Here is a 25987-nt window from a genome sequence, read left to right on the forward strand (position 1 = left end):
AAGCAAAATTACTCTTCTTCTTGGTTTTGTGCATAATATTCAGGTGATAGGTTACTGAAACGCGTATATTGACCTTCAAAAGCGAGTCGAACGGTACCAATTGGACCATTACGTTGTTTACCGATAATGATTTCGGCAGTTCCTGCTTCTTTAGATTCTTTGTTATATACCTCATCACGGTAGATGAACATGATCAAATCGGCATCCTGCTCAATTGCTCCAGATTCACGTAAGTCTGACATCACAGGACGTTTATTAGGACGGTTTTCGAGTGAGCGGTTAAGCTGCGAAAGTGCAATCACAGGACAATGCATCTCTTTCGCCAATGCTTTCAAGCTTCGAGAAATTTCACCAATTTCACCCACACGGTTATCACCCATACCTGGTACTTTCATTAACTGCAGGTAATCGACCATGATGCAACCCAGTTTACCACCGTGTTGTTTCGCGATACGTCTTGCACGTGCGCGCATTTCAGTCGGTGGGAGGGCAGATGAATCATCAATATAGAGATGCTTCTCTTGCAGTTGAAGAATCGTTCCTGTGACCTTGTTCCATTCTTCGCCATCTAATTTGCCAGATCGCAAATGTCCTTGGTGCACTTTACCAAACGAGGAAATTAAACGCATGGCAATAGAGTCAGCAGGCATCTCCATGGAGAATACGAGAGCAGGAAGGTTGCAATTGAATAGCACACTTTCGACTAAATTCATTGCGAAAGTTGTTTTACCCATTGATGGACGGGCAGCAACGACGATCATATCTCCAGCTTGCATACCTGATGTTTTATTATCAAGCTCCACAAATCCTGTGGTCAGACCTGTAATATTCCCATCAAGTTGTGATAATTCGTTGAGTTTATCGAATACATCTGCGACAACGGTATTAATTGCTTTTGGACCTTGAGCTTTAGCATTGTTATTGTGTTGTTCAGCCAAAGAAAAGATACTGGTCTCAGCTAAATCTAAAATTTCACTGACTTCTCGACCTTTCGTGTCATACGCATTTTGTAGAATTTCATTACCAACTTTGATCATATTTCTCAAAGTTGCAAATTCACGTATTTTATTGGCATAAGTTTCAAGGTTATAAAAGCTTGATGGAGAATCCGCCATCAATTGCATTAAATATTCTTCACCGCCAATCGCATCAAGCAGGTTCTGTTTGATTAACCAATCATTGACCAATACGGCATCATAAGGTGAACTTTCTTTAGAAAGTTTTTCAATTGCTCTAAAAATATATTTATGTCGAGTCGCGTAAAAATCATTCTCGGTTAATATATCGCTGACCTGTTCGAATGACTCAGCTACTGTCATGAGTGCGGCAAGAACAGCCTGTTCAATAGCAAGATTGTGCGGAGGCGTACGAAACTCTTTGAGTGCTGAAGATTCACTCTTTAGCAAATCTAATTCAGTGTTATTCGTATTTTTTTTGGCAGTCGCCTGAGACATATAAAACCTTGATTTACAATAATTACGAAAATGAATAGGGGAGACTTATCTTAATCCAAAATGCACAAGCAAGACAGTGCAACAAATAATATCGATAACAAATAAAAAACTAAGTCTAAATTTCAGCTTGCTAAATCAAATTTTATAATTATTAGGGATAAAAAAAGAGCATGCTGATGCATGCTCTTTTTCTTTGCATAAAATTACTCAGATACGATAGTAACGAGAACTTCAGCAACAACATCATGGTGCAATTGGATTGCGATGTTGAATTCGCCAGTGTGACGAAGTGCACCGTTCGGTAAACGAACTTCAGCACGGTCAACTTCAAGACCAGCATTTGTCAACGCGTCAGCGATGTCACGAGTACCGATAGAACCAAATAGTTTACCTTCGTCACCAGCTTTCGCAGTGATTACGATATTTACTTCGTTCAATTGGTCAGCACGTGCTTGAGCAGCAGCTAATACTTCAGCTTCTTGCTTCTCAAGTTCAGCACGACGAGCTTCAAATGCAGCAGTATTAGCTTCAGTAGCAGCAACTGCTTTACCTTGAGGGATTAAGTAGTTGCGGCCGTAACCAGCTTTAACTGAAACTTTATCACCTAATTTACCAAGGTTCTTAATGCGTTGTAATAAGATAATATCCACAGCTCAACCTCACTTATGATTGTCAGTGTAAGGAATCAACGCTAAGTAGCGAGCTTGTTTGATAGCAAGAGCTAATTGACGTTGGTAACGAGCTTTAGTACCTGTAATACGGCTAGGAACAATCTTGCCGTTTTCAGTGATGTACTGTTTTAAAGTATCGATATCTTTATAGTCGATATATGTAACGTTCTCAGCTGTAAAGCGGCAGAACTTACGACGACGGTAGAAACGTGCCATTGATGTTCTCCTTATGCTTCAGCAGAGTCTTGAGCTTGTTGTGCTTCTTCACGTTGAGCTTTACGCGCACGTTTTTCTTCAGCACTCTTAGCCAATAAAGACTCTTCAGTGATTGCGTTTTCACGACGAATAATAACGTTACGAAGAATAGCATCGTTGTAACGGAATAATTCTTCCAATTCATTAAGCGTAGTTTGGTTACATTCAACGTTCATTAAAATGTAGTGCGCTTTGTGAATTTTGTTAATTGGGTAAGCCAATTGGCGACGGCCCCAATCTTCAAGACGGTGAATTTGACCTTCAGCATCTTTAATGTGAGAGATATAGCGTTCTACCATACCTACCACTTGATCGCTTTGGTCTGGATGTACCAGAATTACGATTTCGTAGTGACGCATTGTCAGCTCCTTACGGTTTTATGCAGCCCCTAACGCATTTGTTAGAAGCAAGGAGTCACAAATAAATTTTATTGGTTTCAAAAAAACTTAATGTGTCGCAAAAAAATGCGAAGCTGTATTGTAAGGATGTCGGCAGGGGATTACAAGAAAAATAAAGCAAAATATAACGACGAAGAAAATAAATTGGACTATTCAATTTTGAAAATTAACTTACTTTTAGAAAGTATTTGAAGGTAGTGTTGAGTATAGACATTTATAGACTGCTTAAAGCGAAGATAAAAAAAGATAGAGGCTTCTCTATCTTTTAAAAAATGACAAGATTGTTTATTGGTGCAGTAGCAGTAAAACTAAAGCAAATACTGATAATCGTAATTAGGAGAACAGAGAATAAGAAATATTTCTTTGCCCATAATTGATCATTTTCAGCTTTAAATCCAATGATATTTAAATATAGCCAATAAACAGTCAATACATTGAGAATTATACAATAAAGCCAATTTGCATAGCCAAATACAAATAAAGCGTTCATTGAGATTGCAAATAGCACAATGTAAATCAGCGATTCGATCTTGGTGCGAACAATCGAGCGCGCAACAGGGAGAATCGGAATACCCGCATTTTTGTAATCATCAAAACGATAAATTGCAATTCCCCATGAGTGAGGCATTTGCCAAAATGCATAACCCAAGAAAATGAGTAGCGCACCTAAATCGAATTGATTCGCGACCGCTGTATATCCAATGACAGGGGGGGCTGCACCAGAAATACTACCGACCACAGTTTGGTGGATCGTTGTTCGTTTTGTCCATAAGCTGTAAAAACCAACATATACAACAAAACCAATAACTGCGAATAAAAAAGCGTACGCATTTACCCAAAACCATAAAATACCAAAACCGAGTATGCCTAATAGCAAAGCAAAAGCTAATGCAATTTGAACAGAAATGGTTTTCTTAACTAACGCACGATTTTGAGTGCGCTGCATTTTTTGGTCGATGTCTTGATCAATAACGTTATTAACCACACATCCAGATGCAACTACGAGGGTAGTGCCAATGAGGGTAAGAAGCAGGAGAAGGAAATCTACTGAACCTTGGGTAGCTACAAAGTAGCCACCCAAAGTGGTAACAAAGTTACCAAAGAGAATTCCTGGCTTAGTCAGGAATAAGTACTTTTTAAACATGACAATCAGTTTAGATCATCATGTTTGAATGTAAGTAGTTCATGATCCATACAGAACCAACTAAAAGAACAGCAATAGTTAGAATTGTATAGATAAATGCAATCACGTTCCAACGTTGCTCTGAAGATGAGTTCATGTGCAAGAAGTAAACTAATTGTACAAGTACCTGAGCAACAGCTGTAATACCGATAACAGCAATAATTGCACCACGGCTGAAGCTATCAGTATTCATTGCCATGTAGAATGGAACTACAGTCAATAAAACAGAAAGTACAAAACCGATTGTGTATTGCTTTACGTTACCGTGTGATGCACCAGCAGCATTATGATCATGACTCATTATAATACTCCCATTAAGTACACTACGCTGAATACGCAGATCCATACGATGTCAAGGAAGTGCCAGAACAAGCTTAGGCAAGCAAGACGACGAGTATTGATTGTAGTCAAACCATATTTTTTGATTTGAATCATCAACACGATCATCCATACCAAACCAGAAGTAACGTGAATACCGTGCGTACCAACTAAAGTAAAGAACGCAGATAAGAACGCACTAACGCTTGGTCCATGACCAGCATGAACTAAATGATTAAATTCATAAAGTTCCATGCCGATGAAGATTGCACCGAATACAAATGTAACTGCTAACCAAGCTAGAACTTGACCAACATTTTTCTTGTAAGAAGCAAGTACCGCAAAACCAAATGTCACTGATGAAATCAAAAGTGCGAAAGTTTCAGTTAAAACGAAACCTAAAGAATCTGCAAAAAGATCCTTTGCACTTGGAGTGCCAGGTGGAATATGACTGCTTAATACAGCGAACGCGATGAAGAGTGTACCGAATAAAATCAAGTCACTCATCAAGTAAGTCCAAAAACCAAAGACCGTGATGTCTGTATCATCGTGATGATGTTCATCATGCTCGTGGTTTTCGTGATGAAGTACTTCAGCCATATCCTTAGTCCTTCTTCAAGTGTTTTTCGAGTAACGCATAACGTTCGTTTTCAATACGTTCTACTTCAGCAGCTGGAACATAGTAATCCACTTTCTTCGTGAATGAGCTCCAGATAAAGCCGATGATTGCAGAAACGAAAGAAACAATCGCTAACCACCAAATGTGCCAGATAAGTGCAAAGCCCATAACAGTGATGATCAGTGCAATAAGTACACCCGCAGCACGGTTAGTTGGCATATGAACATCTTCATATTTAGCAGGACGTGCGTAAGCTACACCATTTTCTTTGTCAGTCCAGAAGCGGTCGATACCGTTCGCTTGAGGCAATACTGCAAAGTTATAGAATGGAGCTGGAGATGAAGTCGCCCATTCAAGCGTACGTGCATCCCATGGATCGCCTGTAACGTCACGAGTTTGTTCGCGTTGTAAGAAACCAACAATGATTTGCATGATGAAACAAGCAATACCAATTGCGATTAATACAGCACCGAATAATGCGATACCAACATATGGATCCCAGTCTGGGTTGTCATACGAGTTTAGACGACGAGTCATACCCATGAAACCTAGGATATACAATGGCATGAACGCGAAGTAGAAACCGAAGAACCAGAACCAGAAGCATGCTTTGCCCCAGAATTCACTTAACTGCCAACCGAACATTTTCGGCCAGTAGAAAGTAATACCAGCAAACATACCAAATACAACACCACCAATAATTACGTTATGGAAGTGAGCGATTAAGAATAGTGAGTTGTGTACAAGGAAGTCCGCAGGTGGAACCGCCATAAGTACACCAGTCAAACCACCGATACCGAAAGTCACTAAGAAGCCAACTGTCCAGTACATAGGTGATGTGAAGGTAATACGACCCTTATACATTGTGAATAACCAAGAGAAGATTTTCACACCTGTAGGAATCGCGATAATCATGGTCATGATACCGAAGAACGCGTTAACGTTGGCACCTGAACCCATTGTAAAGAAGTGGTGTAACCATACAACGAATGCAAGAACTGTAATCGCGATCGTTGCATACACCATTGATTTGTAACCAAACAATGTCTTACGAGAGAATACAGAAGTAATCTCAGAGAATAGACCGAATGCAGGTAAGATCAAGATATAAACTTCTGGGTGACCCCATGTCCAAATCAAGTTTACATACAACATTGGGCTACCACCCATGTCATTTGTAAAGAAGTGGAAACCGAAGTAACGGTCAAGCGTTAACATTGCAATTGTTGCAGTCAACACTGGGAATGATGCGATGATCAATACTGCAGTACATAAAGATGTCCACGTAAAGATCGGCATATCCATAAGACCCATGCCAGGAGCACGCATTTTAATGATGGTAACGAAGAAGTTAACACCAGTAAGAAGTGTACCAAGACCAGAGATCTGAAGTGCCCAGATATAGTAGTCAACACCAACACCAGGAGAGTATTCGATACCTGAAAGAGGAGGGTAAGCCATCCAACCAGTTGCCGCAAACTCACCAAGCGCAAGAGAAACCATCATCAAACCAGCAGCACCAGCGAATAACCAGAAGCTTAAAGAGTTTAATAATGGGAATGCTACGTCACGCGCACCAATTTGTAGTGGAACAGAAATATTCATCATACCCACTACAAGACCCATCGCTACGAAGAAAATCATGATTACACCATGTGCGGTGAAAATCTGGTCGTAGTGTTCAGGGTGTAGATAGCCTTCGCCGCCGCCTTTTGCAAGGAACAATTGAAGACGCATCATAATCGCATCCGCGAAACCACGTAATAACATGATCACAGAAACGATAAGGTACATAATACCAATTTTTTTATGGTCTACAGATGTGAACCATTCGTTCCACAAGTAGCCCCATTTTTTGAAATAAGTGATGCCAGCAAATACTGCAATACCACCTAAAATCATCATTAACACTGTTACCTGTACGATTGGATCGTACGGGATAGCATCTACACTTAACTTACCTAAGAAGCTCATGTCTTATTCCCCTACAACTGAAGAAGCAGGTTCAGCATTTACATCAGCAACTACAGCATGACCTTCAGCTTTAGCTGAGTGATCTGCACCGTGGTAGTTTGCCATGTATTTGTTGATAATTGATTCAAACAAGCCTTTTTCAACAGAAGAGTAGTAAGTCACAGGATGAGGATGTGCCTTATATGGACCTTCTTTTTGAGCAATTTCAGCTTGTTGCTTCTCTAGATCGGTTTTAGCGTTACGAACCATCGCAGCGATTTGTTTCTCTGAACGGTTACCATCACGCAAGGTTGCAAATTCAGCTTGGTCTAAAACTGTTTTTTGAACAGCTTCAGGGTTAATTGAAGTACCGTTACCAGCTTTTACTGCAGACACCCATTCAGCGAACTTAGCTTCTGAAACAGAATGAGCTTGGAAGCGCATTTGTGTGAAACCATAGCCTGAATAGTTCGAAGAGAAACCACGGTATACACCTTCATTATCCGCAAGGACGTGAAGTTGAGTTTGCATACCCGCCATTGCATAAATCTGACCCGCTAACTGAGGAATGAAGAAAGAGTTCATTGTGAAGTTAGAGGTGATATTGAAATTAATCGGAGTTTTTTCTGGGAAACGAACTTCGTTAACTGTTGCAATTTCTTGTTCAGGGTAAACAAAAACCCATTTAAACTGTTCAGCAATAACTTGAATAGTTAAATGTGATTTCTCTGATTCTAGCGGACGATAAGGGTCATACTTGTGTGAGCCCCACCATGTTAAATACGCTAAAATACCAATAATAATACACGGGATACCCCACACTACGATTTCAATAATAGTAGAGTGTGCCCATGTAGGTTTATAGTCTGCATCTTTATTTGACGCACGATATTTCCAACTAAACCATAAAGCCATCAATGCTGATGGAATTACTACCAATAGCATGAGGTAGATCGCAGTCATCATAAGATCAGACTGACCTTGTGCTACTGGACCTTTTGAGTTTAGAAGTACCATATCACCGCCACACCCTGTTAAGAGCACGGCAAGCGTTGATAAAGACAATACAGCTAAAATTGTTTGTCTCATTTTACAACCTCGGTGAAGAGTCCCATTCCCTAATAAAATTATGGGATAGCGATTATAGTGTCACATGATTGAAAAACAGAAAATTACATTTACTGAATTTCAGTCATATGACACCGCTACGTTGTAGGGCATTATGCCCTATAACGACCAACTAAGCTATATGTAAAGTGCCTTTAAATATAAGGATTAAACCCAATTTGTTTGGTCGGAATTGGTTGAAGAATTGATTACTTTTGATGTGAAAACAGAGGCAAAACAAAGGGGAGCATTTGCTCCCCTAAGATAAAAATTATCGTTTTATGACTTTAGTCTTTGCTAATTTATCGTGCAAAGTTTGTCTTTTTTGACTTAGACCGAAGGCATGATCAATGATGGTAATGAATGGCATAAAGAGTAAATTCAATACAATAAAAATCACACTACGCAATGTGAATGCGCGCATTAAGTTTACTTGCTGTCCATTTTCAGCATCAACAATTTGAATTTTTGCTACTTTTTTACCTAAACTTTGACCACTTTTCGCAATTAAAAATGCTTGAGCAGCTAGCATTAATACAATGTAAACCAACATTGCTTGCCAAGCTTCCATTGGAATCAGTGTAAATAACTGTTCCTGTAATTTGATTGCTTGATCTGATGAGCTAGCATTCTGCATTTTTTGCTGAAGTTCAGTCAATTGAGCAACTTGTTCTTCCTGCATAAAGAATGAAGGAATCACCATGGCAGGCAACCACAGCGCCAGATCAACGAGTTTAGCTAAAAATCGTGATCCAATTGAGGCAAGTTCTTGCTGTGCAGTATTCTTTTGAACATTGACACTCGAAATTGAAGGATTTGAATAGCTTTGTTGTGCTGGTGGAGTGGGTTGATAGCCTTCAGGTTGGTAATATAATTTTCCTTGAGTGAGTTCACCTAAAGCTTTCCATTCAGTCATACCTTGATGCCAGACCAAGTCTGTGAGTAAAACTTGTTGGCTCGAGAGCATTTGATTTAACTGCTCTACCGTATACGGTCCAGCTTGTTGATTATTTCTCGCCAAGTAAATTTGCATAAACCTAATTTCTCAAAAATTACTAAAAATAATGGGGTAAAAAAAAGACCCATGAATGGGTCTTTTTTTAACATAGTTTATTAAGCTTGTTTAGTCTTTTCTTCAGATAAGAAGAACCATGTATCTAAAACTGAGTCTGGGTTGAGTGAAACAGATTCGATACCTTGTTCCATTAACCAACGAGCAAGATCTGGGTGGTCTGATGGTCCTTGACCACAAATACCCACATATTTACCTGCCTTACGACATGCATGAATCGCCATTGAAAGAAGAGCTTTTACTGCTGGATCACGTTCATCAAATAAATGAGAAACGATACCTGAGTCACGGTCAAGCCCAAGCGTTAACTGAGTTAAGTCATTTGAACCGATTGAGAAGCCATCAAAATGCTCTAAGAATTGTTCAGCAAGTAGAGCATTGGTTGGTAATTCACACATCATGATCACTTTAAGACCATTTTCACCACGTTTTAAGCCATTTGCAGCAAGAAGTTCAATAACACGTTTTGCTTCAGCAACTGTGCGGACGAATGGGATCATGATTTGAATGTTAGTTAGACCCATTTCATCACGAACTTTCTTCAATGCACGGCATTCTAATTCGAAGCAGTCACGGAAGTTGTCAGAAACATAACGGCTTGCACCACGGAAGCCCAACATCGGGTTTTCTTCTTCAGGTTCGTATAACTTACCACCGATTAAGTTCGCATATTCATTTGATTTGAAGTCTGACATACGTACGATGACAGGTTTATCAGCAAATGCAGCAGCAAGTGTAGAAATACCTTCAACGAGTTTTTCAACGTAGAATTCAATCGGTGAAGAGTAACCTGCAGTACGGGTCATCACAGCTGCACGTGTTTCGCGAGGTAAGCTGTCAATATTGAGTAATGCTTTAGGGTGAACACCAATCATACGGTTGATGATGAACTCTAGACGTGCAAGACCAATACCTTCGTTTGGAATTTGAGCGAAGTCAAATGCACGATCAGGGTTACCAACGTTCATCATGATTTTGAACGGAAGTGTTGGCATAGATTCAATCGAGTTACGTTGAACTTCGAAATCTAAAGCGCCTTCGTAAATGAAACCTGTATCGCCTTCAGCACATGAAACAGTTACTTCTTGACCATCGACAAGTACTTCTGTTGCGTTACCACATCCAACAATCGCTGGAACACCGAGTTCACGTGCAATAATCGCGGCATGACAAGTACGACCACCACGGTTAGTAACGATCGCTGCAGCACGTTTCATGACTGGTTCCCAATCAGGATCGGTCATGTCAGAAACAAGAACGTCACCATCTTGGACTTTGTCCATCTCTTTGATTGAATTAACAATACGGACTTTACCAGAACCGATACGTTGACCGATTGAGCGACCTTCACAAAGAACTGTACCTTTTTGTTTTAATAGGTAGCGTTCCATTGTGCCGACATTCTCACGGCTTTTCACAGTTTCAGGACGTGCTTGAACGATGTAAATTTGACCGTCATCACCGTCTTTCGCCCATTCGATATCCATTGGCGCACCATAGTGTTGCTCAATGATTAACGCCTGCTTAGCAAGTTCTTGTAATTCTTGATCATTTAAAGCAAATTGTTGGCGTTCAGTTTTTTCAACATCCACAACAACAACTGATTTACCTGCAGAGCCTTCTTCACCGTAGATCATTTTTTGGTGCTTAGAGCCAAGGTTACGACGCAATACTGCGTGTTTACCCGCATTTAAAAGTGGCTTAGATAAATAGAATTCATCAGGGTTTACAGCGCCTTGAACGACCATTTCACCTAAACCGTAAGATGCAGTAATAAATACAACGTCACGGAAACCAGATTCAGTGTCCAGTGTAAACATTACACCAGCAGCACCAGTCTCTGAACGAACCATACGTTGCACACCAGCAGAAAGAGCAACGATGTCATGATCGAAGTTTTGGTGTACACGGTAAGCGATTGCGCGGTCGTTATAAAGTGAAGCAAAAACTTCTTTAATCGCGATTAAGACGTTATCAATACCGCGGATGTTTAGGAAAGTCTCTTGTTGTCCTGCAAAAGATGCGTCTGGTAAATCTTCTGCAGTCGCAGATGAACGAACGGCAACCGCGATCTCAGGGTTGCCGTTAGAAAGAGTTGCGAATGCATCACGAACTTCTTTTTCAAGTGCTGGAGTAAGCGGAGTATCAACGATCCATTGACGGATTTTAGCACCAGTTTCAGCAAGTGCATTTACGTCGTCAACATTGAGTTGTTTGAGCTCGGCTGAAATTTTGGCATTTAGACCACTTTGCTCAAGGAATTCACGGTAAGCTGCAGCAGTTGTTGCAAAACCACCTGGAACTGATACACCAGCATTTGCTAAATGGCTGATCATTTCGCCTAGAGATGAGTTTTTACCGCCCACGATTTCTACGTCGTGTTTACCTAATTTTTCCAGACCGATTACGCGTGCTTCCAAAGTTGTTACTCCACTTTTGCAGTATTAATCACTATCTTGGCATGATATTTTTCTGTGAAAACTTAGCAAACTTTCATTACTAAGCGACAGTCATGTAAGATCGGTTTACTATAAAGATTATATAGTACTTAGACAAATATTTGAGGATTAATTTAATGGCAGAAAGTAAAGATATTAAACGAAGTGTTTTTTTTATTTCCGATGGTACTGCCATTACGGCTGAAACACTCGGGCATTCTTTATTGGCTCAATTTCCTCATGTCGATTTTGATATTCATATCATTCCGTATATCACTACAGAAGAAGCCGCAATGAACGTCGTTGCAGAGATTAACGCGCGCGCAGAGTCTGATGGCCAACAACCTCTTGTCTTTGATACTCTTGTGGATCCCTATGTTCGGGATATCATCAATACGGCAAATGCGGTTAATTTAGATGTGTTTGAAGGGTTAATTAGTAAGCTATCTGAGGTGCTTGGAACAGCCCCTACAACTTTAGTCGGACAAACACATGCTGTGACTGATTCTGAGTCTTATAAGGCACGTATTGATGCTGTACATTTCGCGCTGGATAATGATGATGGCGCACGTACAAGACACTATGATAAAGCGGATTTAATTTTGATTGGAGTTTCGCGTTCTGGTAAAACACCGACCTCAATTTATTTGTCATTACAATTTGGTATTCGAGTTGCGAACTATCCGTTAACTGAAGAAGATTTGGATGACAACCGTTTGCCAGCAGTTTTACGTCCACATAAGCATAAATTGTTTGGATTAATGATTGACGCTGATCGTTTGGTGGCAATTCGATCTGAACGCAAAGCCAACAGTCGTTATGCAAGTTTTAGCCAATGCCAGATGGAATTGCGTGCAATCGAAGGTATTTATATTTCTGAAGGGATTAAATATCTAAATGTTTCAGAAATGTCGATCGAAGAAATTTCAACACGAGTATTGCAAATGACTGGCTTAAAACGACGGATTGGTTAAATTTATAAATCTAATTTAAAAAAAAGAAGCACTAGCTGTGCTTCTTTTTTATTAAGCGATTAATCGTCATAAATAATCATAAAATTCAAAAATTATATAATTCAAGTGTCTATAATTTCATCATAAAATGTCATTTAGAATCGCATTTATCTACAAAATGATGATCACTATTCGTACGTTGTAATAATAATATCTACTAAGTGTTCGATTCCTTCCATACTTTGAACGGCATTTTCAGTAATTTTCACGACTGGCCATGTGATCAATTTACAGTTTTCTCGCTGTAAGGCGTTGTAATAATGATCGGATTTAAAAAATATTTTTTGCGACGAAGCTGGATTTGGCATCAATTGTCTTTTTAACCAAGTATCTGAAATCTGAGAATCTAAATATCGAATTGCCAAAGTCGTCTTAATTCGCTGATTAAATAATCGTTTATTTTTAGCGATGAGGGGATGAGCAATAATTTTTTGAATCCCTTTTTCAGTGTGTGGCAAAACGAAATGAGGTGTCATTTGAAATACTTTGACGAATAGCGCATTTTGACAAACCACATCTAAATGTGAAACTGACATTTGATTGGCACCAATAATCGCGACCTTTAATCCTGAAAAATCGGTTTGTTTGATGTCCTCAGCTGAGATAATTTTTCCTTTAAAGTTGGAAAAATACTCAGCTTCATTATGAAAGAACGAATCCGTGTGGGCTTTATTCCTTTTTTTCATTTCTGTACCTAATTATTGTTTTAGTGGGTTGCTTTTGGTTCTGCAGTTAATTCATATATCCAAGATGGGATTTTAGGTAAAGATTTTTCTGGAATCTTATCAGTCATTTTTACCATAGTGTCGACAGGGATATGAAACCATTTATTACGTCGATTCATGGCACTTCGTGCATGGAAGTTAATAATTTGATACCAAGGATTACGACGACCTTCTGCAGTACGTCCACCTATTCGAGCAAATTTGTGCATCGCTGCATAGAGCTTTTCTTCTGGCAGACCTAGTTTAATCACATTATCACGCATTTTGTTAATGAGTGGTAAGTATGCAAGAATACCAAGTAATAAACGTGGATCTACAACTCGCGCTGCCATTTTAGAAAGCTCAATAAAGGTTTTATTGTAGCCTTGATCTTCCATGACACTAAATCCAACACCTAAATGACGAGCTTCATCACCATTAATCAGTTCAAAAGCTTGATGACAAACTGGGTCTTCTACAGTGTCCAATAGGAATGTACAAAGTGCGCCATCAAGAGCGACTTCCAGCATCGGAATGACAGCACCTAGAATATAGAAGGGCATTTCATCAGCATAAGTGTCGAGCCATTCAATGATCAGTCTTAAATTTTTATTGGGTTTAGGAATATCGCCTTCAAGCATACCCCATCTTTTCATCAGTGCCATTTCAGCATTGGCGTGACGCTGTTCCTCAGCGTGGAAAATGGCATACATTTCGCGAAGCGTATCTGTCGGTGCTTTTTTTGACATCGCAGAAAATGCACGAGCACCTACATGTTCGATCCACATTAGATCAGCCATAAAATCTTTAAGCTTGGGCCACTGTTCTGCGGTGACTAATTCTTTGCCAGGAGCATCCCAGTCAATATCCGAGAGTGTCCATTGAGTATGTTTTACTTTATCCAACATTTTTTCTAAGTTGATAGAGGCCATGTTATACATCCGTATTTATTTTTCAATCATGAAATTTTATCGCTTAAAAATGTGATGTGTTTTGCAGAAGTGCTTATTTTAGTTTGATATAAAATGCCAAATTTTAAGTATTTGATTATGAATAATTAATATTGTTGGTTAAAAGAATTTTTTCATTGGAATAGTCTTTTAGGGACATTTGATGTCATTTATTGCCAATAGTTGTTTGACAAACTCAAGAAATGAAAGAGTAATTAATTATAGATTTGAAATCAAAACCATTACTCAATCATTTCAGGATTTTTTGATCTAAGCATTTTGCTTAATTTGCATTAAATACTCAAAGTTTTGAATGCGTTTGTCTGTATCGTAGATATCACAGGTAAAAATAAACTCATCTACATCATAAGGCACCAGTAGTTGTTCAAGACCTTGTTTCACTGTTTCTGGTGATCCGATTTGAGCCATTGCGTAAAAATTGTCAACTGACATCTTTTCTGGAGCAGACCAAATTCCGTCCATTGATTTAACTGGAGGTTTGAGTTTTAAGCTTTGCCCACGCATTAAGCCTAATACACGTTGATAAGCGCTAGTAGCCAAGTATTCAGCTTCTTCATCAGTATCAGCTACAACAGTTGGAACGCCCATAGATACATAAGGACGATCCAAATATTCAGAAGGTTCGAAGTTTTCTCTGTAAAGTTGAATCGCTTGACCCAGCATACGAGGGGCAAAGTGAGAAGCAAAAGAATAAGGTAAGCCAAGTTTAGCAGCCAATTGTGCGCTAAATAAGCTAGAACCTAACAGCCATACGGGAACATGTGTTCCTTGACCTGGTGTCGCTTTGATTCTCTGATGTGGCGATGGTTCCCCCAAATAGCTCAAAATTTCGAGCACGTCTTGTGGAAATTGATCTTCAGTCTCTTGACGACCTCGGCGTAAGGCACGCATGGTCAATTGATCTGTACCTGGTGCGCGTCCTAGTCCGAGCTCAACTCGATCAGGATAAAGCGTTGCTAGTGTTCCAAATTGTTCTGCTACAACAAGTGGTGCATGATTAGGCAGCATGATTCCGCCAGAACCTACTTTTAAAGAGGAGGTGTTAGCAAGGATATAGCCTAATAACACAGCTGTAGCTGAGCTAGCGATACCATCCATATTATGGTGCTCTGCAAGCCACAGTCGTTTAAAACCCAATTGTTCGATTTTTTGTGCTAACTCCAAAGCATGCTGTAGTGAAAAAGCAATCGTTTTATCATCACGTACAGGAGCGAGTTCCAATACTGAAAACTCGATATCTTTTAAGCTTCGCATAACTTTCTACTCTTTTGAACACTCATAAAGATGTTAATACGAACTCGAGTATTTGTATATTGAAAAAAAACGATATAAGTGTAAATAAAAAAGCGCTCTAGGTTGAGCGCTTGAATTTTAAGAGTTTGGAATTAGCGTTTACCGTTTTTATACCAGCCTAAATGACGACCATTGTCACTTCTGTAATTACGGTCATTATAACGATAGTTTGAATTGTGATAACCGCTTTCACGGCGATCATAACGATCTCTATAGTCATCTTCGCGACGATCTTCAGCCACTTTTTTACCTAAAACTGAACCACCAGCTGAACCTAATGCCGCCCCAGCATAACCAGCATTTGTTCCGCCCATATTATTACCAACGGTGTAACCACCAGCACCACCTAATGCTGCACCAATTGCAGCAGCATTACGATCTTTTTTATTCGCTGATGCAGCTGCGCCACCAGCACCACCAATCGCTGATCCGATCATTGCTCCAGTCGAGCCACCCATTTGTTGACCAATCGCAGCACCAACGACTCCACCTAAAGCAGATGTGAGGGCAACTCTAGACGAACTATCAGCATAAGCAGTTGTTGTACTCAAGGCCGCAGTTGCGATCGCAGCAGCAAATAACTTTGAATTGAATTTCATGGTGAACTCCTTGTCGAAGTCTTATATTTGATGGTTTTAATTTAATCCAAATTTCTGCAATCATTTTGGAGAGCAAGTTGCTGGTTTGTATTTTTCTCTCCCTAATTTATCCATAATTAATTTGTTAATAAAAAAATGCGCCCTAAGGCGCATCGAGGTGAATACAGAGTATTCAAAGGGGAAACTAACGATCAGATTATATTAACGGCGGCTATGTTTTTTCTTTTTCCATTTACGATCTTGACGTGAATCATATGCTTTGTCTTTCGCAATTTTGTTACCAAGAGCAGCACCACCAGCAGCACCTAAAGCAGAGCCGATATAACCGCCATTGGTTCCACCCATACTATTACCTACGGTATAACCCGCACCGCCACCTAATGCACCTCCAATGGCAGATTCAGTACGGTTACGTTTATTACTAGCAACAGCAGCACCACCAGCACCACCAAGTGCTGCACCTAAAGTTGCACCTGTTGTGCCACCCATGTTTTTACCAATTGCTGTACCGGCTACACTACCTAAAGCACTCGCAGCAGCGACACGCGCTGTACTGTCTGCATGTGCAGATACCGTGAACATTGATGCAGTGGCTAAGGTGGCTGACATTAATAGGGTATTTAATTTCATGTGTGACTCCATGTCCTTGTTTGTGGACGAGTAATAATTCGTTGAGCACAATGTAACAAGAATTGAAGCGCTAAATATGTAGAAGTTAACCTAGAGTTTTACGTTTTGGTTGCACAATGTTGTTTTTATATTACAACTGATCATTCAATATACATTATTGGGCTGATTAAGAAGAAACTATGGAGAGTTGATTCAGTAAACAGTTTTTAAACTTGGCAGTTATGGGGCTAATTTTTGATTATCCATTAATTGGGTGTGACAAGAATTTAAAAAATGGTTTTGCAAAGTCATTCTATATAAATATGTTAATTGAATGTCAGAGTCGTTAAACTACTCGCAATTTTAGAAATATTAATTTAAGGCAGTCCTTAAGTTAATCCAGTATTAGAGATTTTATTTAACATGAAAGAATCGTTACGTTTACGATTAGACCAACTTTGTGATCGTCATGAAGAATTAGAAGCGCTATTGGCTGATGTTGAAGTCATTTCCGACAATAAGCGTTTCCGTAATTTGTCACGTGAACACAATGATTTGACTGAAATCACCACTGTTTGGAAAAAATATACCCAAGCGGAAGAAGATATTGTAACGGCTGAAGCAATGTTGTCAGATCCTGACTTTAAGGAAATGGCTCAAGAAGAAATTAAAGAAAATAAAGCATTAATTGAATCTTTAGAGGCAGAATTGAATATTCTGATGATTCCGAAAGATCCAAATGATGCGAACTCTGCATATCTGGAAGTACGTGCAGGGACAGGTGGCGATGAAGCTGCGATTTTCTCTGGTGATTTATTCCGTATGTACAGTAAATATGCTGAATCACAGGGTTGGCGTGTCGAAATCCTTTCTGAAAATGAAGGTGAACATGGCGGTTACAAAGAAATTATTTGTTTAATTAATGGTGAAGGTGTTTACGGACGCTTAAAATTTGAAAGCGGTGCTCATCGAGTTCAGCGCGTTCCTGCAACTGAATCACAGGGGCGAGTTCATACTTCAGCTTGTACCGTTGCAATTCTTCCTGAAATTGATGTTGATACGACTGTAGATATTAACCCTTCAGACTTGCGTATTGATACTTATCGTGCATCTGGGGCGGGTGGTCAGCACGTCAATAAAACGGATTCTGCTGTACGAATCACGCATATTCCGACAGGTACTGTTGTTGAATGTCAGGAAGAGCGTTCACAACATAAGAACAAAGCAAAGGCAATGGCATTATTGGCATCTCGTCTTGAGAATGCTAAACGTGCAGCAGCTGATGCTGCTACATCTGAAATGCGCCGTGATTTGGTGGGTTCAGGTGATCGTTCAGAACGTATTCGTACCTATAATTATCCTCAGGGTCGTATGACTGATCATCGTATTAACTTAACTTTATATAAGTTGGATGCAGTGATGGAGGGAGATTTGACTGAGCTTTTAGATAGCTTACATCGTGAATATCAAGCGGATCAATTGGCAATGCTTGCACAGCAGAATGGTGGTTAATGAACATTCAACAAGCGCTTGCACTGCGTGGTGAGCCTGAAAGTTATGAGCGTCAAGAAAATGCTTGGTTGCTCGAACATATCACTAAAATCGATTCATTCGATTTGGTGATGAAGAAGGATAAAGAGCTCACTGCAGAACAAGAGCAGGCGTATCGAGAGGCGATTGCTCGGATTGAAGCAGGTGAGCCTTTAGCTTATGTCACAGGTTCGCAACCTTTTTGGACATTGGACTTAAAAGTGACGTCCGATACTTTGGTGCCTAGACCGGACACCGAAGTTTTGGTGGAGACAGTTTTAAAGTTAGAGTTGCCTGAGGATGCGCGCGTTGTAGATTTAGGAACTGGGACAGGCGCCATTGCATTGTCACTCGCTTCCGAACGTCCTAATTGGTCTTTAACAGCAACCGATATTTATGAGCCTACATTGGAAGTCGCTAAATTTAATGCTGAGCAACATGACTTAGATCAGGTTCAATTTGTACTAGGCAGTTGGTTAAAACCGTTTGGGCGTCAATTTTTTGATGTCATTGTATCTAATCCGCCTTATATTGATCCAGCAGATGAACATATGCACAATTTGGCGACCGAGCCTCAACGTGCATTAATCTCTGATAAAAAAGGTTTAGCTGATCTTGAGCAAATTATTTTGCAAGCCAAGAAGCATCTGACTGTTGAAGGTTGGGTGGTACTTGAACATGGATATAATCAAGCAGACGCTGTTCAGCATCTATTCCGTCAAGCAGGGTATAAGAAAGTGAGAACCGTTAAAGATTATGGTGGTAACGATCGCGTGACATTAGCACAATGGCCTCATTAGAAATAAAAAAGCGACTTTAGGTCGCTTTTTTATTGATTCATCTTTTGATGACATCACGCCATAACAATAATTTTGATTCAAATACTTTCATTATGGTATCCGTGATTTTTCCCAATATTGCCAATAAAATAATAGCAATGATCACAATATCTGGACGCGATGTTTCACGTCCATCACTTAATAAATATCCAATACCTTGCGTTGCTGCAATGAGTTCAGCGGCAATCATGAACATCCAAGCTAAACTCAAACTATTGCGCAAGCCTGTAAGGATAGATGGAGAAGCTGCGGGTAAAACGATTTGGTAGATTTGTTGCCAGCGATTCAGTCTATACACTTGAGCCAACTCAATCAATTTTCGGTCGACACCATGAATACCAGCCACAGTATTGGTATAGGTTGGAAAAAAAGCACCAATCGCAATAAGGGTGATTTTTGAGGATTCATTAATACCAAGCCATAACAAAAGGAGAGGAATCCACGCAAGACTAGGAATTGACTTAATTGCAGAAAAGGTCGGTTCAATAAACTCTTCTGCATGGTGATTGAGTCCTACCAAAACTGCAAAAAATAGTGCTAAACCACTACCAATAGCAAACCCTAAAAACACTCGCCATGTACTTGCCCAAATATGTTGACCTAAATCATTCTTAGCAAGTTCTTGCAGGGAAACTAATAAGCTACTTGGTGCAGGTAGCAGATAAGGTTCAACTACACCACCTCGAACCAAAATTTCACACAGCAATACCAGTAATACAGGGAGGAAAATACCTTTCAACCATTTATTCCCTTTTGTCGACAGTTGTGAATGGACATCGATATTCCGATGTTCAATCACTTTTTCACTGATCGCCATTATTTTGTCACCACTTTTTGAGCGAATGAGGCATTAAATAACTGTTGAACAACTTGATTTACATTTGTTCCTTTACGAACTAAGTCTTCTTCAGTCAAGATTTTGCCGGATTTTTGTAGTGCATTAATGTGTTGGGCTGTAGGAATGTTTTGATTAAAGTCAGTACGCTGAAGCTGAAGTTTTGCAACCTCTAAAGGTAGTTTAGCTTCAGTGGCGAGTAACTGCGCCAGTTTATCTGGATTGGCTTTTGCCCATTTACGTGCTTGCTCATACGCTTTAATTACGGCTTCAATTGCTTCTGGGCTAGATTGAGTAAATGGCTCTTTGACGCTTAACACGCTATAACTATTAAAGCCTACATTATGATAAAGCAGTTTTGCACCCGACTGAACTTGAGCTGATGCCATCAAAGGGTCTAAGCCAGCCCAAGCATCCACTTGCTTACGCTCTAACGCTGTTTTGCCATCTGGATGTTGCAAATGAACAAGCTGTACATCTTTTTTATTCAATCCAACGGTATCTAAAGCTTGTAGCGTGAATAAAAATGGGTCAGTTCCTTTTGTTGCGGCAATTTTTTTACCTTTTAGATCTTTTAAGGATTTAATCGGGGAGTCTTTTGGCACGACTAAAGCTGTCCATTCAGGTTGGCTTTGGATATAAACTGTTTTAACAGGGCTACCATTGGCACGAATTAATACAGCGGCAAGACCAGCAGTTGAAGCAAAATCAACACTGCCGCTATTGAGATATTCTAAGGAGCGATTACTGCCTTGACTAAATACCCATTTGATTTTGGTATTGGGTAAAGCCTTTTCTAATAGCTTTTGATTTTTAACCACTAAGCTCGTAGGAGCATAATAGGCATAATCCAGTTTAATTTCCTTAGGAAGTGCGGCATTGGCTCCACTATGAACGACACTAATTGCTAAACCCAATAGACCTAATTTCAATGGAGATATTGATTTTTTCACTAAAGTACCTGATTTAATTCGCTAAATTTGCGATATAAATAGCCTTTCAGGTGATTTGTGACAAAAAAGAAAATGAGATATTAAAAGAATAAATTTTGATAAAGTTAAAATTTTGAGTTAACACATTGAAATCAAATCAATATTTTATAAATATTGTGGTTTTGTGAAAATATAGTGATTTATCAGAACTTTATATGAATTAATGCAATGAGATGAAGGTCACATAATTTAATATAATAAGACTAAATTTAATATAATAAGACTAAGAGAGAAAATGAGACCAAACCCTATGAGTTTGATCTCAACACTCAGATTATACGAAATACTCAGTTGAAATATCGCTCACTTCAAGAAGCTCTAATGAGTCTGACTCCAAAGCCAAGCATAGCGCCACTACTTTTAAAGTGTCCGAAATTTTCGAAGCATCTTTTAACGCAATGCCAGATTTCAGTTCATTTAGACGCTCAGTTGAAATATCTAATGCAAGTGCAGTTTCACTTGCATCTTGAGTGTCTAGGAATTGATTGATTGCATTTTTTAAATCTATTTCAGATGCATTCAGAATGCTCATTTGAAGCTGCTCTGAAATTTGATCTGAGTCTTGATTAAGTGCATGAGGGAAAGTTTGAGCAAAATTTTGCTCTAAGACATCGATCATTTTAAACATGATTGAACCTTTAGGAGATATGGCAAAATGCCGAAATGAATAAGATTAAAATAGTCTAAATATTAGCCGAATTCAAAAGAATAACGATGACTGTATGGTTTTTAAATCATGTCATTAAGGCAAAAAAATTGTCATGGGTGATTTATTTTTATATAAAATAAATATTAAATTATATCTATTTTGAATTATTTAGACCAATTGGTCACTGAATAAATTGAATCCGTATTGGAGGAAGATTACCCTAAAGCCAACCTAAAACTAAAAAAGGATAATGGGATTTATGAATATTCAAGGAAAAGTGATTGTTGTTACAGGTGGCGCTTCTGGGTTAGGTGCGGCGACAGCAGCTTATCTTCAACAGCAGGGTGCTCGAGTCGTAATTGTTGATATGAATGCATCTTTGGGCGAGCAAACGGGTCAAGAAATTGGTGCAGAATTTATTCAACTAGATGTAACTGATGAAAAAGCAGTTGAATCATTCTTTGCACACATACAAGAAAAATATGGACAATTAAATGGTTTAATCAACTGTGCTGGTATTGCACCATCAGCTAAAGTGCTTGGTCGTGATGGCCTGCATGCCTTAGATATGTTCCAAACAGTACTGAATATCAACGTCAGTGGAACCTTTAATATGTTGCGATATGCTGCGCAATTAATGTCACAGTATGCGCTTTCGGGGGAAGAGGAAGAACGCGGTGTCATTGTGAACACGGCTTCAGTTGCTGCTTTTGATGGTCAAATTGGTCAGGCTGCATATTCTGCATCTAAGGGCGCTGTTGTTGGTATGACTTTGCCATTGGCGCGTGAGTTAGCACGCGAAAAGATCCGTGTTATGACTATTGCACCTGGGATCATGGAAACTCCGATGCTTAAAGGTCTTCCGCAAAATGTGCAGGATGCATTGGGACAGATGGTTCCATTCCCACCACGTTTAGCTAAACCTGAAGAATTTGCGAAACTGGTTGGACATATCTTTGAAAATTCGTATTTAAATGGTGAAGTGATTCGATTGGATGGCGCAATTCGTATGGCGCCAAAATAATATATGAAAATCAGTTTAGTCTTCACTTAAATAGACGACTAAACTGATCTCAGATGCTTTATGGTGTAATCGCCGGACGAGCTACATTACGATACTTCTCAAGTAATGCATCAAGGCGGGCTACAGTTTCAATATCCGCGAAACCATCATATTTCTCAGGATAAAAATGCATTTGGAATGCGGATACAACATTTTGAGTGACTTGATCGTATTGACCAGTGACAGGAACGTTATAACCGTATAATGCCAATTTGCTTTGTAACGAAGCAATATCATTCTTCCAAGGATGATAGGTACGATAATAATTTACAGTGTCGTTATCGTACCAAGCACCGATGTTGTAGTCTTCATATAAACGTTTCCAAGGAAATAGCGGACCTGGATCAAATTTACGACCTGGAGAAATATCACTGTGCCCCAAAATTCGTTCGGGTCTGATCTCGTATTTTTTAGTAATTTTTAAAATAATATCTGCAAGGACTTCGATTTGTTGTTTTGATGAAAATGGATACCATCGACGTTGCATCAAAGGGAGTTGTTCATCATCTGCAGGGAAACCGAGATTTTCAATTTCAATGCCGATACTTGAGGCATTCAAACTACTGTTGGTCTGCCAAGAACTCGTGCCAGCATGCCAAGCTCTTTTATCATCAGGCACAAGACGGTACACAGTAAATTTACCATTGGTTGGTAATTCGGGTACAAAATAGTGACTACTGGCAGGGAAATTAGGATCTTTAAACAAAGCCAATGTTTCGTCTTTAGATACTGCTGTGTAGTGCAGAATCAAGAACATTTGTCGATTGTCTTGATTGGGTGAAGCATTCTCTTCGTCCAGATCATAAAGCGTGCTTTCTATATATTCTGGTTGGGTATCCGAACCTTGATTGACGTATGTAATGTTGGTGATCTTTTCATCTTTACATGCCGTCAGGAATAAACTCGAAACTAATAATGTAGCGAGTGCAAAAATTTTTTTATTCATAAGTATGACTGTCATTTATTGGAGTTAGATGTTTTTAAAATTAATTGCTAGTGAAGCAATTATTGAGATTATGTTTATTAATAGTACAAAATAAAATAAGAAAAATTAAACAAACCTATTCGAATTGTAACAATAAGGTACAGATCTTCTAGGGTAAAAATTATCTTCAGAATTGTATGAATAGACTGCTTATTTATTCGGTATCATAGGCTTATACAAGCATGTAATCAGGGTGTTTAGGTGAGTGATAGCATTGAACTGAGTGATGTTGAGCTACAGTTGTACGCAAGACAAATATTACTAGAGGATTGGGATATTGATGCACAAGAAAGATTAAAGCTGTCCAATGTGCTCATTATTGGTTGTGGTGGAATAGGGTGTTTGACTGCAGAGTTATTGGCGAGAGCAGGCGTAGGTAAATTGACACTCATAGATGCTGATACTGTAGAAATCAGTAATTTACAGCGACAAATCGCCTTTGATCATCATGATGTGGGTTTTTACAAAGCTGAAGTGTTAGCCAAGAAAATTTCTCAAATTAATCCTTATATTAAGATTGAATACATCAATACTAAATTTGATTTTAATAATGCTGCCGCACTGATTACACAGCAAGATCTTGTGTTAGATGGTTGTGACAATTTTGAAACCCGTTATTTGGTCAATCAAATGTGTAAGGATGCGAATGTTCCACTCATCAGTGCTTCTGCGATTGGTTTGCAGGGGCAGTTATTTATGGTGGATGGTGAATCAGCGTGTTATGAATGTCTTTTTCCCAAAGAAGATCATACAGATGAGAGTTTAAGGTGTGCAGATTCAGGAGTTTTAGCAACAACTCCTAACGTAATGGCAAGTATGCAAGCACATCATGCGCTATTATATTTGGGATTAAATTTAACACCATTAAAACAGAAGATCCTTCTATGGAATGGAATGAACATGCAACAGCGAATTTTGAATTTTGACAAGGATAAAGAATGTCAAATCTGTCACAGCAGTCAATCCGCAAAGACAATTTAATTTGCTACACTCAACATATCGAAATTTAATATCGACATTATGAAAAATAATATTTGGTTAGATGGTTTACGCTCAGTGGCCCGTGTAGGTGAAACTGCGGTCATTGCTGCGCGAGCAGGGATTAAATATGCGACAGAAAAACCGAGTAATGCGAAATTAATGCGCGAAACTTTCGAGTCACTTGGTTCAACGTATATTAAGTTGGGACAGTTTATTGCCAGTACGCCTTCATTATTTCCACGTGAATATGTTGAGGAATTTCAAGGGTGTTTAGATCAGACACCTAAACTCCCATTTAGCTATATTGAAAGTGTTTTGAATGCTGAGTTTGACGGTCGCGATTTAGGTGAAATTTTCGCATCTATTGATGAAACGCCATTAGCTTCTGCTTCGATCGCACAAGTGCATGCTGCTAAATTGGTGAGCGGCGAAGATGTCGTGATCAAAGTCCAAAAACCTGGTGTTGAAACTATCCTTTATACGGATTTAAATGTCCTACATTGGGCGACCAAGATTCTAGAGAAGGCAGTTCCTAAAGTAAAATTTGCTTCACTTGCGGATATTGTTGAAGAAATCAAAACACGTATGGTTCGTGAAGTTGATTTTATTGAAGAAGCAAAAAATATTGATGATTTTGTTAATTATCTGCACATTACTCAAAATACTAAAGCGACTGCACCAAAGGTATATCATCAATATTCAACACGTCGTGTCCTGACAATGCAGCGTCTTTATGGCGTGCCGTTGACGGATTTCGATGTGGTTCGTCAAGTTTCTAAAGACCCATCACAGGTTTTGATTACTGCCATGAACACATGGTTTGGTAGTTTGATGATGTGTGAAAGTTTCCACGCAGATTTACATGCTGGCAACCTCATGCTTTTGGATGATGGTCGCATTGGATTCATTGATTTTGGTATTGTGGGACAATTAAAGCCTGAAGTATGGACGGCATGTATTGCTTTTATGGATGCATTGCAAAATACCAATTATCCATTGATGGCTGAAAATATGCTGAAAATGGGCATGACCAATACGCAAATTGATACAACAGTTTTGGCAAACGATTTAGAACGATTATTCAGTGGCGTGCTCAACGCTGATCCTCAGCAAATTCTGTCATCTAATCCAGCCGACTTAAATGACATCATGATGGATATGGTGGCTGTAGGTGAGCGTCATGGCATCCGTTTCCCACGGGATTTCGCATTGCTGTTTAAACAAATGCTTTATTTTGATCGTTTTATGAGAATTCTTGCGCCGTACACTGATATTTATGCAGATCAGCGCCTACAAATGGTACAAACAATCGATCCTAATCTTTTGTTGAAACATTAAATCTTAAACAAGTGTTAAAATATTAAAGTAAATCCTCAATAGAAGAGGATTTGCTTTTATCGCCTCCCGTCAAGTCTGCTATCACTGTTTGATAGTTTACGAAAAGGTCATGATTGAA

General features: G+C 39.2%; 25 protein-coding genes and 1 pseudogene. 6 read left to right on the forward strand and 20 right to left on the reverse strand.

Annotated features, from left to right (window positions below; genetic code table 11):
- Positions 1-8: 8 nt before the first annotated feature.
- The 11 genes from dnaB to ppsA all read right to left on the reverse strand — a co-directional run bounded on the left by dnaB (position 9) and on the right by ppsA (position 11450).
- Complete coding sequence (gene dnaB, locus AC1M9F_RS01770; RefSeq protein WP_035267619.1) at positions 9-1454, reverse strand: replicative DNA helicase; 1446 nt, start codon at positions 1452-1454, stop codon at positions 9-11.
- A 203-nt stretch (positions 1455-1657) separates the two neighbouring features.
- On the reverse strand, positions 1658-2104 hold the full coding sequence (gene rplI, locus AC1M9F_RS01775) for a 50S ribosomal protein L9 (protein ID WP_035267617.1): 447 nt from the start codon (positions 2102-2104) through the stop codon (positions 1658-1660).
- Between the two features lie 9 nt (positions 2105-2113).
- Positions 2114-2341 (reverse strand): 30S ribosomal protein S18, encoded by a 228-nt coding sequence (rpsR, locus tag AC1M9F_RS01780; RefSeq protein ID WP_004719336.1) that lies wholly within the window; start codon positions 2339-2341, stop codon positions 2114-2116.
- A gap of 11 nt (positions 2342-2352) precedes the next feature.
- On the reverse strand, positions 2353-2739 hold the full coding sequence (gene rpsF, locus AC1M9F_RS01785) for a 30S ribosomal protein S6 (RefSeq protein ID WP_035267614.1): 387 nt from the start codon (positions 2737-2739) through the stop codon (positions 2353-2355).
- A gap of 304 nt (positions 2740-3043) precedes the next feature.
- Positions 3044-3922: a heme o synthase gene (cyoE, locus tag AC1M9F_RS01790; RefSeq protein ID WP_035267056.1), complete on the reverse strand. Its 879-nt coding sequence runs from the start codon at positions 3920-3922 to the stop codon at positions 3044-3046.
- A gap of 10 nt (positions 3923-3932) precedes the next feature.
- Complete coding sequence (gene cyoD / locus AC1M9F_RS01795; RefSeq protein ID WP_171076771.1) at positions 3933-4265, reverse strand: cytochrome o ubiquinol oxidase subunit IV; 333 nt, start codon at positions 4263-4265, stop codon at positions 3933-3935.
- A complete protein-coding gene (gene cyoC, locus AC1M9F_RS01800) occupies positions 4262-4879 on the reverse strand; it encodes a cytochrome o ubiquinol oxidase subunit III (RefSeq protein WP_035267060.1) in 618 nt (205 codons plus the stop codon). The genes cyoD and cyoC overlap by 4 nt, the downstream gene beginning before the upstream one ends.
- A gap of 4 nt (positions 4880-4883) precedes the next feature.
- On the reverse strand, positions 4884-6872 hold the full coding sequence (gene cyoB, locus AC1M9F_RS01805) for a cytochrome o ubiquinol oxidase subunit I (protein WP_035267062.1): 1989 nt from the start codon (positions 6870-6872) through the stop codon (positions 4884-4886).
- 3 nt (positions 6873-6875) lie between these two features.
- Entirely contained in the window at positions 6876-7940 is a 1065-nt protein-coding gene (cyoA, locus tag AC1M9F_RS01810; RefSeq protein ID WP_035267063.1) for a ubiquinol oxidase subunit II, read from the reverse strand.
- A gap of 289 nt (positions 7941-8229) precedes the next feature.
- Positions 8230-8991, reverse strand: a complete 762-nt coding sequence (locus tag AC1M9F_RS01815; protein WP_092766178.1) for an RDD family protein — start codon at positions 8989-8991, stop codon at positions 8230-8232.
- Positions 8992-9071: 80 nt separating this feature from the next.
- Positions 9072-11450, reverse strand: a complete 2379-nt coding sequence (gene ppsA, locus AC1M9F_RS01820; protein WP_035267067.1) for a phosphoenolpyruvate synthase — start codon at positions 11448-11450, stop codon at positions 9072-9074.
- Between the two features lie 155 nt (positions 11451-11605).
- Here ppsA and ppsR point away from each other — a divergent pair, with 155 nt between their 5' ends.
- Positions 11606-12442, forward strand: coding sequence for a posphoenolpyruvate synthetase regulatory kinase/phosphorylase PpsR (ppsR, locus tag AC1M9F_RS01825; protein WP_035267069.1), 837 nt, complete (start codon positions 11606-11608; stop codon positions 12440-12442).
- Between the two features lie 167 nt (positions 12443-12609).
- Here ppsR and AC1M9F_RS01830 read toward each other — a convergent pair whose 3' ends face one another.
- The 5 genes from AC1M9F_RS01830 to AC1M9F_RS01850 all read right to left on the reverse strand — a co-directional run bounded on the left by AC1M9F_RS01830 (position 12610) and on the right by AC1M9F_RS01850 (position 16678).
- Positions 12610-13167: an NAD(P)/FAD-dependent oxidoreductase gene (locus AC1M9F_RS01830; protein WP_092766179.1), complete on the reverse strand. Its 558-nt coding sequence runs from the start codon at positions 13165-13167 to the stop codon at positions 12610-12612.
- A gap of 20 nt (positions 13168-13187) precedes the next feature.
- Positions 13188-14117, reverse strand: a complete 930-nt coding sequence (locus AC1M9F_RS01835; RefSeq protein ID WP_481596900.1) for a ferritin-like domain-containing protein — start codon at positions 14115-14117, stop codon at positions 13188-13190.
- A 288-nt stretch (positions 14118-14405) separates the two neighbouring features.
- Entirely contained in the window at positions 14406-15410 is a 1005-nt protein-coding gene (locus AC1M9F_RS01840; RefSeq protein ID WP_481586991.1) for an LLM class flavin-dependent oxidoreductase, read from the reverse strand.
- 131 nt (positions 15411-15541) lie between these two features.
- A complete protein-coding gene (locus tag AC1M9F_RS01845; RefSeq protein WP_481596901.1) occupies positions 15542-16048 on the reverse strand; it encodes a hypothetical protein in 507 nt (168 codons plus the stop codon).
- A 201-nt stretch (positions 16049-16249) separates the two neighbouring features.
- Positions 16250-16678, reverse strand: coding sequence for a glycine zipper domain-containing protein (locus AC1M9F_RS01850; RefSeq protein ID WP_092766183.1), 429 nt, complete (start codon positions 16676-16678; stop codon positions 16250-16252).
- A gap of 402 nt (positions 16679-17080) precedes the next feature.
- On the opposite strand from AC1M9F_RS01850, the gene prfA reads away from it, so the two are divergent.
- On the forward strand, positions 17081-18169 hold the full coding sequence (prfA, locus tag AC1M9F_RS01855) for a peptide chain release factor 1 (RefSeq protein WP_035267080.1): 1089 nt from the start codon (positions 17081-17083) through the stop codon (positions 18167-18169).
- Entirely contained in the window at positions 18169-18987 is an 819-nt protein-coding gene (prmC, locus tag AC1M9F_RS01860) for a peptide chain release factor N(5)-glutamine methyltransferase (RefSeq protein WP_481595469.1), read from the forward strand. The genes prfA and prmC overlap by 1 nt, the downstream gene beginning before the upstream one ends.
- Positions 18988-19024: 37 nt before the next feature.
- Here prmC and AC1M9F_RS01865 read toward each other — a convergent pair.
- The 3 genes and pseudogenes from AC1M9F_RS01865 to AC1M9F_RS01875 all read right to left on the reverse strand — a co-directional run.
- Positions 19025-19726 (reverse strand): annotated as a pseudogene (locus AC1M9F_RS01865) (ABC transporter permease); the annotation flags it as partial.
- Positions 19727-19842: 116 nt separating this feature from the next.
- Entirely contained in the window at positions 19843-20793 is a 951-nt protein-coding gene (locus AC1M9F_RS01870; protein ID WP_481597116.1) for an aliphatic sulfonate ABC transporter substrate-binding protein, read from the reverse strand.
- Positions 20794-21127: 334 nt separating this feature from the next.
- The gene (locus AC1M9F_RS01875) at positions 21128-21481 is read right to left on the reverse strand and encodes a hypothetical protein (RefSeq protein WP_481596902.1); all 354 of its coding nucleotides are present in this window, start codon (positions 21479-21481) and stop codon (positions 21128-21130) included.
- A gap of 280 nt (positions 21482-21761) precedes the next feature.
- Between AC1M9F_RS01875 and AC1M9F_RS01880 the strand changes: the two genes are divergently transcribed.
- Positions 21762-22526, forward strand: coding sequence for a 3-hydroxyacyl-CoA dehydrogenase (locus AC1M9F_RS01880; RefSeq protein ID WP_481596903.1), 765 nt, complete (start codon positions 21762-21764; stop codon positions 22524-22526).
- Between the two features lie 58 nt (positions 22527-22584).
- Here the strand turns inward: AC1M9F_RS01880 and AC1M9F_RS01885 are convergent, their stop codons facing one another.
- A complete protein-coding gene (locus AC1M9F_RS01885; RefSeq protein WP_481596904.1) occupies positions 22585-23511 on the reverse strand; it encodes an N-acetylmuramoyl-L-alanine amidase in 927 nt (308 codons plus the stop codon).
- Between the two features lie 240 nt (positions 23512-23751).
- Between AC1M9F_RS01885 and AC1M9F_RS01890 the strand changes: the two genes are divergently transcribed.
- Both AC1M9F_RS01890 and AC1M9F_RS01895 read left to right on the forward strand, forming a co-directional pair.
- Entirely contained in the window at positions 23752-24531 is a 780-nt protein-coding gene (locus AC1M9F_RS01890) for a HesA/MoeB/ThiF family protein (protein ID WP_481596905.1), read from the forward strand.
- A 39-nt stretch (positions 24532-24570) separates the two neighbouring features.
- Positions 24571-25869 carry an ABC1 kinase family protein gene (locus AC1M9F_RS01895; protein WP_481596906.1) on the forward strand — a complete coding sequence of 433 codons (1299 nt, stop codon included), beginning with the start codon at positions 24571-24573 and terminating at the stop codon, positions 25867-25869.
- Positions 25870-25987 lie beyond the last annotated feature (118 nt).

Source organism: Acinetobacter sp. ANC_7504 (assembly GCF_056779995.1).